The following is a 16,501-nucleotide window of genomic DNA, read 5'->3' on the forward strand; positions in this document are numbered from 1 at the left end:
AAACGAGGAACGGTGCCCACGCGATGAGGTGAGCATGGGGGAACCGAGGTACAGCCGCCGCACCCTCCTCGCGGCGATCGGCGTGGTCGTCGCGACGGCCACCGGCGTCGTGACGTACGTGTCTTCGTCGTCGTCCGACGCCGTCGAGCGGCAGATCGCGACGGCGGACAAGGTGCGGGCCACGTCCGCCGCGAAGCCGATGATCCGCTTCGAGCGCGTGTACTCGGCCGCCCGCCACCGCGAGGTCACCCTCGCCTTCTACCTCCCGGCCGGCGCGAACACCCGCGGCCTGCCGATGTCGATCCTCCTGCACGGCCTGCACGGCGACGCCAGGCACGCCGCCGTGGGCAACTTGACCGAGGTCCTGGCCGCCGCCGTCGCGAAGGGTTCGGTACCCGCGTTCGGCTTCGTCGCGGTCGACGGCGGGGACAGCTACTGGCACGAGAACGTCCCCGGCGACGACCCGATGGCGATGCTGCTCGACGAGGTCCCGCGCTGGCTCAAGGAACGCGGCTACGGCGAGCCGTTCGCGGTGACGGGCGTGTCCATGGGCGGCTTCGGTTCGCTGCTCTACGCCCGCCGCCGGGCAGAGCGCGGCGACCCGGTCGCGGCCGCCGCGGCCATCTCCCCCGGCCTGATCACGACGTGGCCGGAGATGGCCAAGCGGCGTGCGTTCAAGAACGAGCGCGAGTGGGCGTCGCTCGACCCGCTGCGCCACCTGAAGTCGACCGGACCGACCGCGCTGGGTGTGTGGATCGGCGACCGCGACAGGTTCATCGAGGGCACCCGCCGGTTCATCCGCGACGTGCGGCCCGAGGCGAGCGCGGTCAAGGGCGGCGGGCACGACGACGGGCTGTACCGGAAGGTGACGCCCGACGTCGTGCGGTTCCTCGCCAAGTACGCCAAGCGCGCGGTCTAGACGCGCCGGGCCGCCCTGCCCCAGTGCAGGTACTTCACCCGGTCCTGCTCGTCGCGGCCGCACAGGACGATCACCGGGTGGTACCCGTCCTCCTTCTCGACGGCGATCAGGGCGTCGTCGCGCAACCCGGTGAACTCGCGCTCCTCGTCGTCGACGAGAGCCGCGAAGACGTGGTCGAGAGCCACGAACCGCAACCTCACCCTGCCTCCGTCCCCCTCGCTGACGTGCGCCTCCATCCCTGCGGACCGGTAGACGCCGACGACCTTCTCCACGTCCACCGGCACCGGCACCAGGGGTGGCGTGGGAAATGTGGACAGTGTGACGCCCGCCAGGTCACCCAGGACCTTCTGGAAGACAGCGCGCACCAACGGCAGGCTCTGCCCGCCGTTGGTGAGGACGACGATCGCGATCCCGGCACTGGGCATCACCCGCAGGTACGCCTCGAACCCCAGCGTCGATCCGGTGTGGCCCACGCCGGTCTGGCCGTCGGCGTAGCGCTGCACGATCCAGCCGAGGCCCTGTGTGCCGCCGAGCCCGAAATTCGGCATCACGACCTGGGTCTCCCGCATCGCGACGAACTCGCCGGTGTCCAGGTGCATCCGCGCGAACGCCGCCAGATCTCGGGCGCTCATCGCGAGCACCGAACCCGCCGGAGCGTCTCCCTCGGTCATCAGCTTTTCGGCCGGTTTCAGCTCCTTGCCCAGGTGCCCCGTGGCACACGTCTGGGCGGCGTACTCGGCGTGGCTGGTAGCCGCGGTGCGCAGACCGAGCGGCTCGATCAGGCGTTCCCGCAACACGGTGTTGAAAGGCTTGCCGCGCAACACCTCCACGATCCGGCCGAGCACCACGAACCCGCTGTTGCAGTACGTGTAGAACTCACCGGGCGCCACCACCTGCCGTGCGTCTGCCATGAGCTCGACGTACTTCTCGATCTTGTCGTCACCGCTGCCGGTGTCGTGCCAGAGATCGCCGTCGAAGCCACCGGTGTGGGTGAGGAGGTGCCGTGGCGTGATGATCCGCGCGGCCTGCTCGTCGGCGAGCCTGAACTCCGGCAGCACGTCGCGCACAGGGCGATCGAGGTCGAGCAGGCCCTCGTTCACCAGTTCCTGCACGAGCGTGGCCGTCCAGACCTTGGTGATCGACCCGATCTGGAAGATCGAGTCCGTCGTCACCTCCTCGCCGGTGACGTTGTTGAGCACACCTGCTGCCATGTCGACGATTTCGCCGTTGTGCAGCACGGCGACTTGGGCGCCTACGACGCCGTGTTCCTCGACCAGTTCGTCCAGCTTGATCATGTTTCTCCCCCAGGAGGATTCAGATCCGGGCGGCGGCCCGCCCGAAGTGCACCAGATCACCCATCAGCACCAGCACGGTGTGCGGCTTCTCCAAGGCGATCAAGGCGTCGTCGCGCAAAGCCACGAACTCGCGGTCCTCACCGTCGAGCACGACCCGCACGCCGCCGTGATCTGCTTGCGTGACAACGACTTCGTGGCCGGCGCAACGGTAGGTGCCGAGGAAGCGCTCGTCCACCGGTCCGGGTGCACCGGGCGGCGTCGGTGGTTCCGGCCTGCGCACGGCCGCGAGTTCGCTGAAGACGTTCTCGATGACGTCGTCGAACACTTCGCGTGCCTCGCCGCCGTTGGTCAGCAGGGCGACCGCGATCCCGCGTTCCGGTGCCATCCGCAGGAACGAGGCCAGGCCCCTGTTCGCGCCGTGGTGGCCGATCACCAGGCCGCCGGAGTAGCCCGGCAGCTCCCAGCCCAGGCCCCAGGAAGCGTGATTCCCGAAGTCCGGCAACGAGACCGCCGGCTCGCGCATCACCGCGAACGCCGGCGTCGCCAGGTGCATGCGCGCGAACGCGAGCAGGGTCCGCGCGCTCATCGCGAGCGCCGACCCCGCGGGCCAGTCGGACTCCGGGCCCGGATCGGGCACCGGCCTGCCGTCCTCGTGCCCTACGGCGTGCGATGCGGTGCGTTCCTCGTAGGTCGTCGCGACGGCGAGCCCCAGCGGTGCTGCCAGCCGTTCCTTGAGGACGGTGTTGAAAGGATTGCCGCGCAACACTTCCACGATCCGTCCGAGCACCGTGAAGCCGCTGTTGCAGTACGACCACACCTCACCCGGCGGCGCGATCTGCGAGGCGTTCGCCAGCCGTGCCACGAACTTCTCGACCGCGTCGTCACCCGAGCCGGTGTCGTGGAACAGGTCGCCGTCGAGGCCCGACGTGTGCGTCAGCAGCTGTCGCGGCGTGATCACCGGGCGGAAGCCCGGCAGAACGCCGGACACCGGACCGTCGAGGTCGAGCTTGCCCTCGTTCACCAGTTCCTGGACGAGTGTCGCCGTCCAGACCTTGGTGATCGACGCGATCTGGAAGAGCGACTCCGTCGTCACCGGCGCCCGCGTGCCGGTGTTCAGCACTCCTGCGGCCACGTCGGTGATCTCACCGTCGGCCAGCACGGCGAGCTGTGCACCGACGACGCCGTGTTCGTCGAGCAGTTCCGGGAGCCTGCGGGTGATCCACTCGGCGGCGTTCACCGCCGCACCGCCGCCCTGCCGAAGTGGACCCATCTCACCTGGTCACCGCGACGGACCAGCCGGAGCACGGTGTGCGGCTCGTCCACGGCGATCAGGGCGTCGTGGTCCAGGGCGGTGTACTCGGTGCCCTCGTCGGCCATCGTCGCCTCGGCGATCCAGTTCCGCGGCTCGTACCGGACCCGCACCCGGCCGGGCGGGGCGGGAGTCACGTGGATGTTCACCGCGGATGAGCGGTAGACGCCGGTGACGCGGTCGGCGTCCACGGGGATCGCCGACGTCGGCGGCACGGGTAGCTCGGCGAGGCGGACGCCGGCCAGTTCGGCGAGCAGGTGGGACGACACGGCGTACTGGAGCTTCCCGGCGGCACCTCCGTTGGTGAGGACCGCGATCGCCACGCCCGCGTCCGGGAGCACGCGCAGGGCCGCGTCCTGGCCCATGGTGGCGCCACCATGACCGATGCCGACGGTGCCGTCCGGGTAGTTGTGCACCGTCCACCCCAGACCCCAGCCACCGCCGTCAGGCGTCTTCACCTGTTCCACGCGCATCGAGTCGTAGGTCGTCGTCTCCAGGTGCATGCGAGCGAAACTCACGAGAGAGCGCGCGTTCATGGCGAACGCCGAACCGGCCGGAGCGTCGGAGCCCGGCATCATCCTGTCGACGGGCCGCTGCGTCCCTCCGACGGGCAGGTGGCCCTCCGCGACCTGGTGCTCCGGGTACTCGTCGTAGTGCGTGGCCACGTTCGTCAAGCCCAGCGGCGCCACGAGCCGCTCACGCAGCACCACGTGAAAAGGCTTGCCGCGCACCACCTCCACGATCCGGCCCAGGACGACGTAGCCGGCGTTGCAGTACGAGAAGAGCTCCCCCGGCTCGGTGAGCTGACGGGCGTCGGCGAGCCGCGCCACGAACTTCTCGACGCAGTCGTCGCCCGTCCCGGTGTCGAACCACTGGTCGCCCTCGAAGCCGCCCAGGTGGCACAGCAGCTGCCGCGGCGTGACCACTCGCGCCACCTGCTCGTCGGCGAGGCGGAAGCCGGGCAGGACCTCCCGCACCGGACGGTCGAGGTCGAGCAGGCCCTCCTCCACGAGCTGCGCGACCAGCGTCGCCGTCCACACCTTCGTGATCGACCCGATCTGGAACAACGACCCGGTGGTCACCGGCTCACCGGTGGCGGTGCTGAGCACGCCTGCGGCCGCGTCGGCGAGCTCGCCGTCCGCGAACACCGCGACCTGGGCACCGACGCCGTGTTCCGCGACGAGTTCGGGCAGCCTGCTCCGCAACCAGTCGATCGCTTCGTTCACGTTCCCCCCAGGAAGTGATGTGCAGGCCCTGTCCTGCGCGGGCCTAGCGCGGTGAGAGCGGCACCGTCCTCGACCGCACCCACTTGAGCACCGCGGGCCACTCCCCGTAGCCCGCGTCGATGTTGACGTGGCCGGCACCCGGCAGGACGTCGATCTCGATCCGCAACGCCTCGGCGAGCTCCTTCGCGGCCTGCATCGAGCAGTGCGGGTCGCCCTCACCCGCGATCAGGCGGGTGTCGGTGGCGGCGCGGCGCAGGTTCGCCGGGTCGAGCGGGGCCGGGAAGAACGACTTGATGGCCGGTTCCGGGTGGTCCAGCGCCGGCGGGGCGACGAGCAGCACGCGGTCGACGTGGGCGATGGACTCGCGGGCCGCGTGGTGCAGCCAGAGGTAGCAGCCGAGCGAGTGCGCCACGACGACCCGTTCGCGGTCGGTGGGCAGGGCTTCGAGGTGGGTGTCGAGCTCACGCAGCCACGTGTCCCGGTCGGGTGCCTCGGGGCTGCTGAAGTGCGGCAGGTCGGCGAGGCCGCCGTGCTCGGACACCGTCTGGGCCAGCCAGCGCTGCCAGTGGCCGGGGCCGGAACCGGTGTAGCCGTGGAGCAGGAGCACGTGAGGCAGCGACATGGCTCCACCTTAGAACGAAGACCGGCCCCGGCAACGAGTTGCCGGGGCCGGTCCAAGAAGATCACTTACGCGGACTTCTCCCGGCGTTCCCGGCGCGAGGGCTGCCGAGCCACGATGGTCGGGTTCACGTTCTCCTTCACCGTCTGCTCGGTGATGACGACCTTGGCGACGTCCGTGCGGCTCGGGATGTCGTACATCACGGGGAGCAGGACCTCTTCCATGATCGCCCGGAGGCCACGAGCACCGGTCCCGCGCAGGATCGCCTGGTCGGCGATCGCTTCGAGCGCGGTCTTGGTGAACTCGAGCTCCACGCCGTCCATCTCGAAGAGCTTCTGGTACTGCTTCACCAGTGCGTTCTTCGGCTCGGTGAGGATCATCACCAGAGACGGCTTGTCGAGGTTCGTGACGGAGGCGACCATCGGCAGACGCCCGATGAACTCGGGGATCAGACCGAACTTGATCAGGTCCTCCGGCATGGAGTCGGCGAAGAAGTCCGACGACTCCACCTCGGCCTTGGAGCGGACCTCGGCACCGAAGCCCAGACCCCGCTTGCCGACGCGGTCCTGGATGATCTTCTCCAGACCCGCGAAGGCACCGGCCACGATGAACAGCACGTTCGTCGTGTCGATCTGGATGAACTCCTGGTGCGGGTGCTTGCGGCCGCCCTGCGGGGGCACCGAGGCGGTGGTGCCTTCCAGGATCTTCAGCAGTGCCTGCTGCACGCCCTCACCGGACACGTCGCGCGTGATCGACGGGTTTTCACTCTTTCGAGCGATCTTGTCGACCTCGTCGATGTAGATGATGCCCGTCTCGGCGCGCTTCACGTCGTAGTCGGCGGCCTGGATGAGCTTCAGGAGGATGTTCTCGACGTCCTCACCGACGTACCCGGCCTCCGTCAGCGCTGTCGCGTCGGCGATGGCGAACGGCACGTTCAACATCTTCGCGAGCGTCTGCGCGAGGTAGGTCTTGCCGCACCCCGTCGGGCCGAGCATCAGGATGTTCGACTTCGCCAGCTCGACGCCGTCGTCACGACCCTCGCGCCCGCGGTCGCCCGCCTGGATGCGCTTGTAGTGGTTGTAGACGGCGACGGAGAGGGTGCGCTTGGCGTCACTCTGTCCGATGACGTACTGGTCGAGGAACTCGTGGATCTCGGCGGGCTTCGGCAGCTCGTCGAGCTTCACGTCGCCGGCTTCGGCCAGCTCCTCCTCGATGATCTCGTTGCAGAGATCGATGCACTCATCGCAGATGTAGACGCCGGGGCCGGCGATGAGTTTCTTCACCTGCTTCTGGCTCTTTCCGCAGAAAGAGCACTTCAGCAAGTCGCCGCCGTCACCGATACGCGCCATGACCGCTGACCTATGTCCCCTCCGGCGCACACCTGCTGTAGTGCGCCTGCTGACTTGCTGTGGCAGTCCCACTGGCTGTGGGTGCTGAGCCCGTTCTCCTGACGGTACCTGGCCGACCCCGTTTCAGGGGAGGACCCGCGTCCCCCGACGCGCCGATCAGGCCGGACAACCGGTCACATCGGCGTGTCGGGTGGTGCGCGATGCCCAGGAGCCGGGGATTTTCCCAGCCACCAGGACAAGGCCCGGAACCTGGAGCGTTCCCAGGCGGACACCGGGCGGCGGGCGAGGCGAGCGCTCTTCACGAGCGCACCTCACCCACCGTCGCCCGTCAGGACTTGGCGGAAAGCTTGCGGTAGGGCAGCACCGTGTCGACGATGCCGTATTCCCTGGCCTCTTCGGCCGTGAGGATGCGGTCGCGCTCGATGCTCTCGCGAACCTCCTCCGCCGTCCGGTTCGTGTGCCGCGCGAGGGTGGATTCCATCAGGCGGCGCACGCGCTGGATCTCGTTCGACTGGATCTCCAGGTCGGACACCTGACCGTACGCGCCCTCCATCGAAGGCTGGTGGATCAGGATTCGCGCGTTGGGCAGCGCGTGGCGCTTACCAGGCGTTCCAGCCGCCAGGAGCACGGCCGCGGCGGAGGCCGCCTGGCCGAGGCAGTAGGTCTGGATGTCCGGGCGGACGAACTGCATCGTGTCGTAGATGGCCATCAGCGAGGTGAACGAGCCACCCGGCGAGTTGATGTACATCAGGATGTCGCGGTCCGGGTCCTCGGACTCGAGCACCAGCAGCTGCGCCATGACGTCGTTCGCCGAAGCGTCGTCAACCTGCACGCCGAGGAAGATGATGCGCTCCTCGAAGAGCTTGTTGTACGGGTTCGACTCCTTCATGCCGTAGCTGGTGCGCTCCACGAACGACGGCAGCACGTACCGCGACTGAGGCATGTGGAACTGGCTCACTTGAGGTCTCCTAGCTGACGTCAGTTGTTCGAGTCGCCGACGGGCTGGGCCCTGGTGACGACCTTGTCGACGAAGCCGTACTCCAGCGCTTCCTGCGCCGTGAACCAACGGTCGCGGTCGGAGTCGCGGGTGATGGTCTCGAGGCTCTGCCCGGTGTGCTCGGCGATGAGCTCGGCCATCTCGCGCTTGGTGCGCGTCAGCATGTCCGCCTGGATCGCGATGTCCGCGGCCGTACCACCGACACCGGCCGACGGCTGGTGCATGAGGATGCGGGCGTGCGGGAGCGCGTGGCGCTTGCCGGGCGTGCCGGCGGAGAGCAGGAACTGCCCCATGGAGGCAGCGAGGCCCATCGCGTACGTGGCCACGTCCGGCTGGATCAGCTGCATCGTGTCGAAGATGGCCATGCCCGCCGTGACGGAGCCACCCGGCGAGTTGATGTAGAGCGTGATGTCCTTGTCGGGGTCCTCAGCGGCGAGGAGCAGCAGCTGAGCGGTGATCTGGTTGGCGATGCCCTCTTCGACCTGTGATCCCAGGACGATGATCCGCTCGCGGAGCAGCCGCTCGTACACCGAGTCGTTGAGGTTCATCCCGGCGGTCACCGACCGCATCTCGGGGGTCGGGAAGGAGTGCTGCGTCACGTCTGCCTGCCTAACTCCAGGTGGAACGAATCTGGAAGCGAAAAACTCTCTGCGATCGACCTTAACGAAGGCGGGCGGCGTCAGATGCCCGACACCGCCCGCGTTCGCTATCAGCTGTATTTCCGGAGCTCGCCCACTCGCGGGGGAAGGGCGAACAACTCGGTCGTCGCTACTCCTGGCCGTCCTCATCGGACTTCGTCTCGCCGAAGAGCTCCTCGAGGTCCAGCTTCTGGCCGGCCGAGTCGCTGACCTCGGCCTGGCGCACGACGCTCGCGAGCGCCTTGCCGCGGCGGACGTCGGCGAAGATCGCGCCGAGCTGACCGGACTGCTGCGCGCGCTTGACGTACTCGTCCGGGCTGATGCCGAAGCGCTGGGCCTGGTAGATGATCCGCTCGGTGAGCTCACCGTCGGACACCGTGACCTGCTCGGCGTCGGCGATCGAGTCGAGCACCAGCTGCGTCTTGACGGCCTGCTCGGCGGCCTTGCGCAGCTCGGCGTCGAACTCCTCCTCGGACTGACCCTGCTCGGTCAGCCACGCGGCGAACTTCGCGTCGTCGTGGTCGAAGGCGTGCACGGCGTCGTGCTTCCGTGCGTCGATCTCACCCTGGACGATGCCCTCGGGCAGCGGGACCTCGGTGGTCTCCAGCAGCGCCTCGAGGACCTTGTCGCGCGCCTGCACGCCCTGCTGCATCTTCTTGACGCGGGCCAGGCGGGTCTGCAGGTCGCCCTTGAGCTCGTCGAGCGTGTCGAACTCGCTGGCGAGCTGCGCGAACTCGTCGTCGAGCTCGGGGAGCTGACGCTCCTTGACGCTGCTCAGCACGACGGTGACCTCGGCCTCGCGGCCCTCGTGCTCACCGGCGACGAGCGTGGTGGCGAAGGTCTTGGTCTCGCCCTCGGACGCGCCGACGAGCGCGTCGTCGATGCCCTCGACGAGCTGGCCGGAGCCGACCTCGTAGGACAGGCCGCTGGTGCGGGCCTCCTCGACCTCTTCGCCGTCGACGGTCGCGGACAGGTCGACGATGACGAAGTCACCGGTCTCGACCGGGCGGGTGACACCGGTCAGCGTGCCGAAGCGCGCGCGGAGCTCGTCGAGCTGGGTGGTCACGTCCTCGTCGGTGACCTCCTGCTCGTCGACCGTCACGGCGAGCTCGCCGAAGGCGGGCACGGTGATCTCGGGACGGACGTCGACCTCGGCGGTGAACTCGAGGGTCTGACCGTCCTCGATCTTGGTGACCTCGAAGTCGGGCCGGCCGAGCGTGCGCACCTCACCCGCGTTGACGGCTTCCAGGTACTTGGCCGGGATCGCCTCCTGGATGACCTCGTCCAGCACCGGGGCGCGGCCGATGCGGTTCTCCAGGACCTTGGCGGGGGCCTTGCCAGGACGGAAGCCGGGGATGCGGACCTGCTTCGCGAGCTTCCGGTACGCCTGGTCGAAGTTCGACTTGAGCTCGTCGAACGGCACCTCGACGTTGATCCGGACCCTCGTCGGGCTCAGGTGCTCGACGGTGCTCTTCAACGTGGACTCCTCGATACGAACAAGAACGTGCAAGACAGCCGGATACCGCCACTTCGGGACGCCCGGATTCCCAGCGAGTCTAGGCGAGACCCGCACTGTGACCGCCGCCACCCCGCTTTGGGCCGGTGACGGGCTTCCCGCCCCTGCCGATGGCGTGGTCTCCAGGGCCCGCCCGGTCCGCCGCGGGGCGTCAACCGTGATCTTGGAGGACATCGATCTCGATGACTTCTTCCAGCCTGCTCGCCACCGCCCTGCCCGGGTCCTCCACGACGTCACCCACTCAGGGTGGCGGCGTTGTTTTGTTCGCCTGGCGAAAGGCTTAACTGAAAAGAGTCACCCAGCTACCGCCCGTCAAAGCGCTCCGGACAATTTCACTCTTTCGGCCGCAGCCGCCTTTCGCGACCGATCAAGATGACTCCATAAGCACCAATCTGCCCTCCGCAGCGGACAGGTAGCGTTACTGCTCCCGCACCATCCGTAACAGGACCACGGGAACGAACGAGAAAAAGTCGTCGCACCGTTTTACCCCGAGGATCCGCCTGATGGAGACACGCCAGCTTCTCGCGTTCACGACCGTGGTTCAGACAGGGAGCTTCACCAAGGCCGCTGCCACGCTCAACTGCTCGCAGCCGACCATCACCACCCGCATCAAGGCACTGGAGGAGGGCCTCGGGGTCGTCCTTTTCCGACGCCTTCCCAGAGGTATCCAGATGACGTCCGCGGGCGTGGAGCTACTCCCGTTCGCGCGAAACATCATCAACCTCACCGAAAAGGCCCGAAAAGCCATCACGATGAACGGCGAGCCGCACGGCAAACTCGTCATCGGTTCCGCACAGAGTTTGACCGACTACCGTCTGCTACCACTCATCGAATACATGTGCTGGCGCTACCCGTCGGTACAACTCTCGTTGCACTCGCGCAACGCGCTGAACAACCTGAACTCGGTGCGCGACGGCCAACTCGACTGCGCCTTCTTCATCGGCGCCATCGAACCGCGTGAGGGTCTGGAGACGACGGTCCTCTGCCCCGAGCCACTGGTCATGGTGGCGGGCCCGAACCACATGCTCACCCAGCGACAGTCGCTGGCCGAGGACGACATCACCAGCAGCACGCTGATCCGGGCGGAGAACGGCGCCTCGTACCACGAGCTGTTCGAACACTCCCTCGGCTACGACGACACCCGCGCCCCGGTCCTGGAACTGGACTCGGTGGACGCCGCGAAACGAGCGGTCGCCTCGGGCCTGGGCATCGCCCTGATGCCGGAGGTCACGGTGTCCTCGGAACTGGCCGACGGCAGGTTGGTCCGCTTGCCCTGGTCCCCGACGTTCCGCGTCTACACGCAGTTCGGCTGGCGCCAGGACAACTCGACGAACCCCGCGGTGACGGCCCTGGTGTCGGCTGCGGCCCAAGTGGTGAGCGACCAGGTCGCCTCGCTGACCTGACGCGTGGGTGGGGTGGCACCACCCCACCTACACCGCGGGCGCCGGCCCGGAACTCCCCCGCACCACCAGTTCGGGCAGCACGTCCTCGACGTCGGTCGGCGAAGCACCGCCGATCACGGCCACCAGCGCCCGAGCGGCCCGGGCCCCGAACGCGAACGTGTCCCGGGACAGCGCGGTCAGCCGCCCGTGCTGGCACAGCACCGAGTCGTCCCAGGCCACGATCGACAGCTCGGACGGCACAGCGACGCCCAGCGCGGCAGCCACCTCGGCCCCGGCCACCGCCATCACGTCGTTGTCGTAGACGATCGCCGTGGGCGGCTCCGCCATCCCCAGCAGCTCCCGCGTGGCGCGAGCCCCGGACTCGGCCGTGTAATCCCCGGCCACCACCACACCGTCCACAACGGACGACGCGAACGCCGAGTCCCGCCGGACCGTGTGCAACAACGACGCCAGCCCGGCCACCCTGGCGATCCGCTGATGCCCCAACGCCTTCAGGTGCTCCACCACGGAGGTCATGGCAGCGTAGTCGTCGGCCCAGACCGAGGCGAGCGCCCCGTGGTGCCCGGCCCCGCCGACGACCACGGCCGGCAACCCCAGCGACGGCATCAGTTCGACCCGCGGATCCGACACCAGCAGGTCGACCAGGAACACCCCGTCGACCCGGTGCTCGGCCCACCACCGCTGGTACAACTCGACCTCCTCCTCACGGGAGGAGACCACCTGCAGCAGCAGGGCGCAGGACATCTCGGACTGCATCCCGGCGATCAGCTGGAAGAAGAACGCCTCGTCCCCCAGCGCGCGAGGCGGCCGCACCAGCACCAGCCCCACCGCGTCGGCGGACGCGGACGACAGCGCCCGAGCGGTGACCGACGGCCGGTACCCGAGCGTCGAGGCGACCTCCAGCACCCGCGACCGCGTCGACTCGGACACGCCGGAGCGCCCGTTCAACGCCAGCGACACCGCTCCTTTGGACACGCCTGCCGCCGCCGCGATGTCCTTGATCGTTGGCCTCTTCACCCAGTGCCCTTCAAGTGCCGCGCCCTGTCCGGAACAAGACAACAAGACGGTCGGAGGCTAGCCGGAGATAAACCGGTTTAGCTAGGGTCCGCCACCAAGGAGGTGGCTTTCGATGAAGAGGCGCACGTTCCTCGCGGGCCTGGCGGCGGTGCCCGTCGCAGGATGCGGACTGTCCGGCACGTCCAGCACGTCCACAGGCGGAACCGGCCAGGTCACGGGTGAGATCACCTTCCAGACCTGGTCGCTCAAACCCAAGTACACCGACTACGTCAACGGTGTCGTGGAAGCTTTCCAGAAGCAGCACCGGGGCACCACGGTGAAGTGGGTCGACCAGCCCGCGGACGGGTACCTGGCCAAGGTCATGGCGGACGCGAGCGCGGGGAGCCTCCCCGACGTCATCAACGTGCCGCCGGACCTGAGCTTCCCGCTCGCCAAGGCGGGCCAGCTCGTCAACCTCGACGAGTCGCTCGAGGACGCCAAGGCCGAGTACCTCGGCAACGCCTGGCAGGCGTTCGAGATCCCCGGCAAGGGCGGCTGCTACGGCTTCCCCTGGTACCTCAACACCGGCCCGATCTTCTACAACAAGGCCCTGTTCACGCAGGCGGGCCTCGACCCGGACAAGCCCCCCACGAACTTCAAGGAGCTCGAGGAGCAGGCGCTCAAGCTCGCCGGGAAGAAGATCGCGATCCTCGGGCAGACCCCGAGCATCGCCGACTTCGGGCTCTACGGCGTGAAGCTGTTCGAGAACGACAAGTTCACGTTCAACGAGCCCAAGGGCGTCGAGTTCGCCGAGAGCTACAAGCGCATGTACGACGCGGGCGCGCTGATCCCCGAGGCGCTCACGCAGAACTACACCGGTGCCGGCGCCAAGTTCATGGCGCAGCAGACGGCGCTCAACTCCGGCAGCGCGTACGACCTCGGGAAGTTCAAGACCGACGCGCCCAGCCTCTACGCGAACATCGGCATCACCACGCCCATCACGAACACGGGCAGCGCCAACATGTTCCTGCACGGCGTGAGCGTGCCGAAGAGCAGCAAGAACCAGGCGACGGCGCTGGCGTTCGGCAGGTTCGTCACCAACGCCGAGAACCAGGTGAAGTTCGCCAAGCTCGCCTCGATCTTCCCGAGCACCTCCAAGGGCGGGGACGACCCGTACTTCACCACGGAGGACGGCACCGACGAGGCGCGTGTGCGGGTGGCCGCGGCCAAGCAGCTCAAGACCGCGGTGAACTACACGCCCGTGCAGTTCAGCGACCAGATGCGCGAAGCCCTCCTGCAGCAGCTGGCCGACGCCATGCTCGGCAAGAAGTCGCCGAAACAGGCGCTGGACGACGCCGTCGCCGAGTGCAACCGGCTCCTCAAGTAGGCCGCACATGACTCATCGCCCGTACACGCCGTGGCTGTTCCTGGCTCCAGGACTGGCCATCTGCCTCATGTTCACGATCTTCCCGTTCCTGAACATGATCGTGCTCGCGTTCACGGACGCGAGCGCGCTGGGCGGCGGCCAGTTCACCGGTGTGGACAACTTCGTGCGGATGGCCCAGGACCCCAAGTTCTGGGCCGCGGCGCGCAACAGCGGCCTCTACATGGTGGGTGTCGTGCCACCGCTGGTGCTGTTGCCGCTGCTGATCGCGATGCTGGTGCAGAAGGTCGTGCCGGGCATCGGGATCTTCCGGACGGCGTTCTTCACGCCGGTGATCGCGTCCACGGTCGTGGTCGGGCTCATCTGGACGTGGCTGCTCGACAGCCGCGGCCTGGTGAACAACGTGGTGGAGGCGCTGGGTGGCAGCAGGATCGGGTTCCTGACCGACTCGACGCTGCTGCTGATCAGCTCGATGGTGGTGACGATCTGGCGCGGCCTGGGCTACTACATGGTGATCTACCTGGCCGCGCTCGCGAACGTGCCGAAGGACCTGCACGAGGCGGCGATGGTCGACGGCGCGGGACCGGTCAGGAGGTTCTGGTCGGTCACCGTGCCGAGCATCAGGCCGACGATGGTGCTGGTCGCGGCACTGAGCGCGGTCAACGGGTTCCGCGTGTTCTCGGAGATCTACCTGCTGTCGGGCGGGTCCGGCGGGCCGGGCGGGGCGAGCACCACGCTGGTGATGCTCATCCAGCTGACCGGCCGCGGCCTGACCGGTGAGGTCGGGTACGCGTCGGCGCTGAGCATCGTGCTGTTCGTCGTCCTGCTGGGGCTGCTGCTGGTCACCCTCAAGCTCAACCGCAGGGAGGACCAGCTGTGAAGCGCGCCCATCTGCACCTGGCCCTGCGCTACCTCGGGCTGCTGGCCGTCCTCGCGATCAGCATCGGGCCGTTCCTGTGGCAGTTCGCCACGAGCATCAAGGGACCGAACGAGGACGTGTTCGTGCCCGACTTCATCCCGGACGACCCGACGTTCGGCAACTACGCCGCGGTCGCGGACGTGGTGCCGGTCTGGAACTTCGCGCTCAACTCGCTCGGCGTCGCGAGCGTGAACGTGATCACGAACTGCCTCGGTGCCGCGATGGCCGGCTACGCCCTGGCACGGCTCGAGTTCCGGGGCCGCAGGTTCGCCGCGGTGGTCTTCGCCAGCAGCATCCTGGTGCCGTTCGAGGCGATCATGATCTCGCTGTTCCTGGTCATGCGCGGGTTCGGGCTCACCAACACCCTCACCGGCGTCGTGCTGCCCGGCGCGGTCGCCGCGCTCAACGTCCTGTTGTTGCGCAACGCCTTCCTCGCACTGCCCGCCGAAGTCGAGGAGGCGGCGATCATCGACGGCGCCAACGCGTGGCAGCGCTTCACCCGCCTCGCGCTGCCGTCGGTGAAGGGCACGCTGGTCGTGGTGGCTCTGTTCTCGTTCATGTTCAGCTGGGACGACTTCCTGTGGCCGCTCATCGTGCTGAGCGACCAGGAGAAGTACACGCTCACCATCGGCCTGGCCTACCTCCAGGGCACGTTCGTGCAGAACCAGCGGCTGGTCGCGGCGGGCACGATCATCGCCGTCGTGCCGCTGATCCTGTTGTTCCTGTTGCTGCAGAAGCACTTCTTCCGCGGAGTGGGAGAAGGCGCGATCAAGGGATGATCCCCAGAAGGAGTTCTGCCTTGCGTTTCGGCGTGAACTACACCCCTTCCCACGGCTGGTTCCACCACTGGCTCGACTTCTCGCTCGACGACGTCAAGGCCGACTTCGAGTCCATCGCGGGCCTGGGCCTGGACCACGTGCGGGTCTTCCCGCTGTGGCCGGTGTTCCAGCCCAACAGAGGTCTGGTCCGGCCCCAGGCCGTCGAGCACCTCGCCCAGATGCTCGACGCGGCGCACGAGACAGGCCTGGACGTGCAGGTCGACGTGCTGCAGGGGCACCTGTCGAGCTTCGACTTCTACCCGTCGTGGGTGCAGACCTGGCACCGCCGCAACATCTTCACCGACCCCGACGTGATCGACGGGCAGCGGTTCTACGTCCGCACGCTCGCCGAGGCGCTGAGGGACAAGCCGAACTTCCTCGGGTTCACGCTGGGCAACGAGGTCAACCTGCTCACCGAGTCGAACCCCTGCGCACCCGCACAGGCCGGTGAGTGGATCGACGCGCTGCTCGACGAGTGCGAGAAGGCCGCACCCGGTTTCCCGCACGTCCACTCCGAGTACGACGCCGTTTGGTACGAAAGCGAGCACGCGTTCCTGCCGGAGCACGCAGCCAACAAGGGCGCGATGACGACCGTGCACTCCTGGGTCTTCAACGGCACCGCGCAGCGCTACGGGTCGATGTCACCGGAGAGCGTCCATCACGCCGAGTACCTCGTCGAACTGGCGAAAGCGCACGCCGAGGACCCGCAACGGCCCGTGTGGCTGCAAGAGGTCGGTGCCGCACAGCCCGAGATCACCGCCGAGCAGGCACCGCAGTTCGCCGAGCAAACGCTTGCGAACGTGTTGACCTGCTCGAACCTGTGGGGCGTCACGTGGTGGTGCTCGCACGACGTCGACCGTGCGCTGGTGGACTTCCCCGAACGCGAGTACGAGTTGGGGCTGCTGACGACGGAACGCGAGGTCAAGCCGCTCGGCGAGGCGATCGCCCGGATCGTGCGCGAGGCAGCGCACGAACCGGTCGAGCGCACGCCGATCAAGCTGCACGGCGACCGGCCCTCGTGGGGACCGGGCGGTGCTTTCTTCGAAGAGTGGATGAGCCTCGCGCGGGACGGCGTGCGGGCTTCGATTGCGCGGGGCTGAACCAAAAAGGGGA

15 protein-coding genes are annotated in these 16,501 nt (G+C 68.0%); 6 read left to right on the plus strand and 9 right to left on the minus strand.

Annotation, left to right across the window (positions count from 1 at the left end; translation table 11 throughout):
• Positions 1-34: 34 nt before the first annotated feature.
• On the plus strand, positions 35-919 hold the full coding sequence (locus tag DFR72_RS37055) for an alpha/beta hydrolase (RefSeq protein ID WP_090071223.1): 885 nt from the start codon (positions 35-37) through the stop codon (positions 917-919).
• Here DFR72_RS37055 and DFR72_RS37060 read toward each other — a convergent pair.
• The 8 genes from DFR72_RS37060 to tig all read right to left on the minus strand — a co-directional run bounded on the left by DFR72_RS37060 (position 916) and on the right by tig (position 9,829).
• Positions 916-2,214, minus strand: coding sequence for a serine hydrolase domain-containing protein (locus DFR72_RS37060; RefSeq protein WP_090071225.1), 1,299 nt, complete (start codon positions 2,212-2,214; stop codon positions 916-918). The two genes, DFR72_RS37055 and DFR72_RS37060, sit on opposite strands and share 4 nt — an antisense overlap.
• A gap of 19 nt (positions 2,215-2,233) precedes the next feature.
• A complete protein-coding gene (locus tag DFR72_RS37065) occupies positions 2,234-3,484 on the minus strand; it encodes a serine hydrolase domain-containing protein (protein WP_090071228.1) in 1,251 nt (416 codons plus the stop codon).
• Positions 3,448-4,749, minus strand: coding sequence for a serine hydrolase domain-containing protein (locus tag DFR72_RS37070; protein ID WP_245983791.1), 1,302 nt, complete (start codon positions 4,747-4,749; stop codon positions 3,448-3,450). Before DFR72_RS37070 ends, DFR72_RS37065 begins: the two co-directional genes overlap by 37 nt.
• 43 nt (positions 4,750-4,792) lie before the next feature.
• Positions 4,793-5,371, minus strand: a complete 579-nt coding sequence (locus tag DFR72_RS37075) for an RBBP9/YdeN family alpha/beta hydrolase (protein ID WP_090071230.1) — start codon at positions 5,369-5,371, stop codon at positions 4,793-4,795.
• A gap of 65 nt (positions 5,372-5,436) precedes the next feature.
• Positions 5,437-6,717, minus strand: a complete 1,281-nt coding sequence (clpX, locus tag DFR72_RS37080; RefSeq protein WP_030479397.1) for an ATP-dependent Clp protease ATP-binding subunit ClpX — start codon at positions 6,715-6,717, stop codon at positions 5,437-5,439.
• 328 nt (positions 6,718-7,045) lie between these two features.
• Positions 7,046-7,660: an ATP-dependent Clp protease proteolytic subunit gene (locus tag DFR72_RS37085; RefSeq protein ID WP_090071479.1), complete on the minus strand. Its 615-nt coding sequence runs from the start codon at positions 7,658-7,660 to the stop codon at positions 7,046-7,048.
• 35 nt (positions 7,661-7,695) lie between these two features.
• Positions 7,696-8,283: an ATP-dependent Clp protease proteolytic subunit gene (locus DFR72_RS37090; RefSeq protein WP_090071481.1), complete on the minus strand. Its 588-nt coding sequence runs from the start codon at positions 8,281-8,283 to the stop codon at positions 7,696-7,698.
• Positions 8,284-8,482: 199 nt separating this feature from the next.
• Positions 8,483-9,829, minus strand: a complete 1,347-nt coding sequence (tig, locus tag DFR72_RS37095) for a trigger factor (protein WP_090071232.1) — start codon at positions 9,827-9,829, stop codon at positions 8,483-8,485.
• 542 nt (positions 9,830-10,371) lie between these two features.
• Between tig and DFR72_RS37100 the strand changes: the two genes are divergently transcribed.
• Positions 10,372-11,271 carry a LysR family transcriptional regulator gene (locus tag DFR72_RS37100; protein ID WP_090071234.1) on the plus strand — a complete coding sequence of 300 codons (900 nt, stop codon included), beginning with the start codon at positions 10,372-10,374 and terminating at the stop codon, positions 11,269-11,271.
• A gap of 27 nt (positions 11,272-11,298) precedes the next feature.
• Here DFR72_RS37100 and DFR72_RS37105 read toward each other — a convergent pair whose 3' ends face one another.
• Complete coding sequence (locus DFR72_RS37105; RefSeq protein ID WP_090071236.1) at positions 11,299-12,288, minus strand: LacI family DNA-binding transcriptional regulator; 990 nt, start codon at positions 12,286-12,288, stop codon at positions 11,299-11,301.
• Between the two features lie 112 nt (positions 12,289-12,400).
• Here DFR72_RS37105 and DFR72_RS37110 point away from each other — a divergent pair, with 112 nt between their 5' ends.
• The 4 genes from DFR72_RS37110 to DFR72_RS37125 are packed head-to-tail and all read left to right on the plus strand — an operon-like array spanning position 12,401 to position 16,488.
• Positions 12,401-13,654, plus strand: a complete 1,254-nt coding sequence (locus DFR72_RS37110; RefSeq protein WP_090071238.1) for an ABC transporter substrate-binding protein — start codon at positions 12,401-12,403, stop codon at positions 13,652-13,654.
• A gap of 7 nt (positions 13,655-13,661) precedes the next feature.
• Positions 13,662-14,531 carry a carbohydrate ABC transporter permease gene (locus DFR72_RS37115; RefSeq protein WP_090071240.1) on the plus strand — a complete coding sequence of 290 codons (870 nt, stop codon included), beginning with the start codon at positions 13,662-13,664 and terminating at the stop codon, positions 14,529-14,531.
• Positions 14,528-15,349 carry a carbohydrate ABC transporter permease gene (locus tag DFR72_RS37120; RefSeq protein WP_090071242.1) on the plus strand — a complete coding sequence of 274 codons (822 nt, stop codon included), beginning with the start codon at positions 14,528-14,530 and terminating at the stop codon, positions 15,347-15,349. Before DFR72_RS37115 ends, DFR72_RS37120 begins: the two co-directional genes overlap by 4 nt.
• 20 nt (positions 15,350-15,369) lie before the next feature.
• A complete protein-coding gene (locus DFR72_RS37125; RefSeq protein WP_211335655.1) occupies positions 15,370-16,488 on the plus strand; it encodes a glycoside hydrolase 5 family protein in 1,119 nt (372 codons plus the stop codon).
• Positions 16,489-16,501: the final 13 nt, after the last annotated feature.

The organism is Lentzea flaviverrucosa (assembly GCF_003350445.1).
GTDB classification, from domain to species: Bacteria; Actinomycetota; Actinomycetes; order Mycobacteriales; family Pseudonocardiaceae; genus Lentzea; species Lentzea californiensis.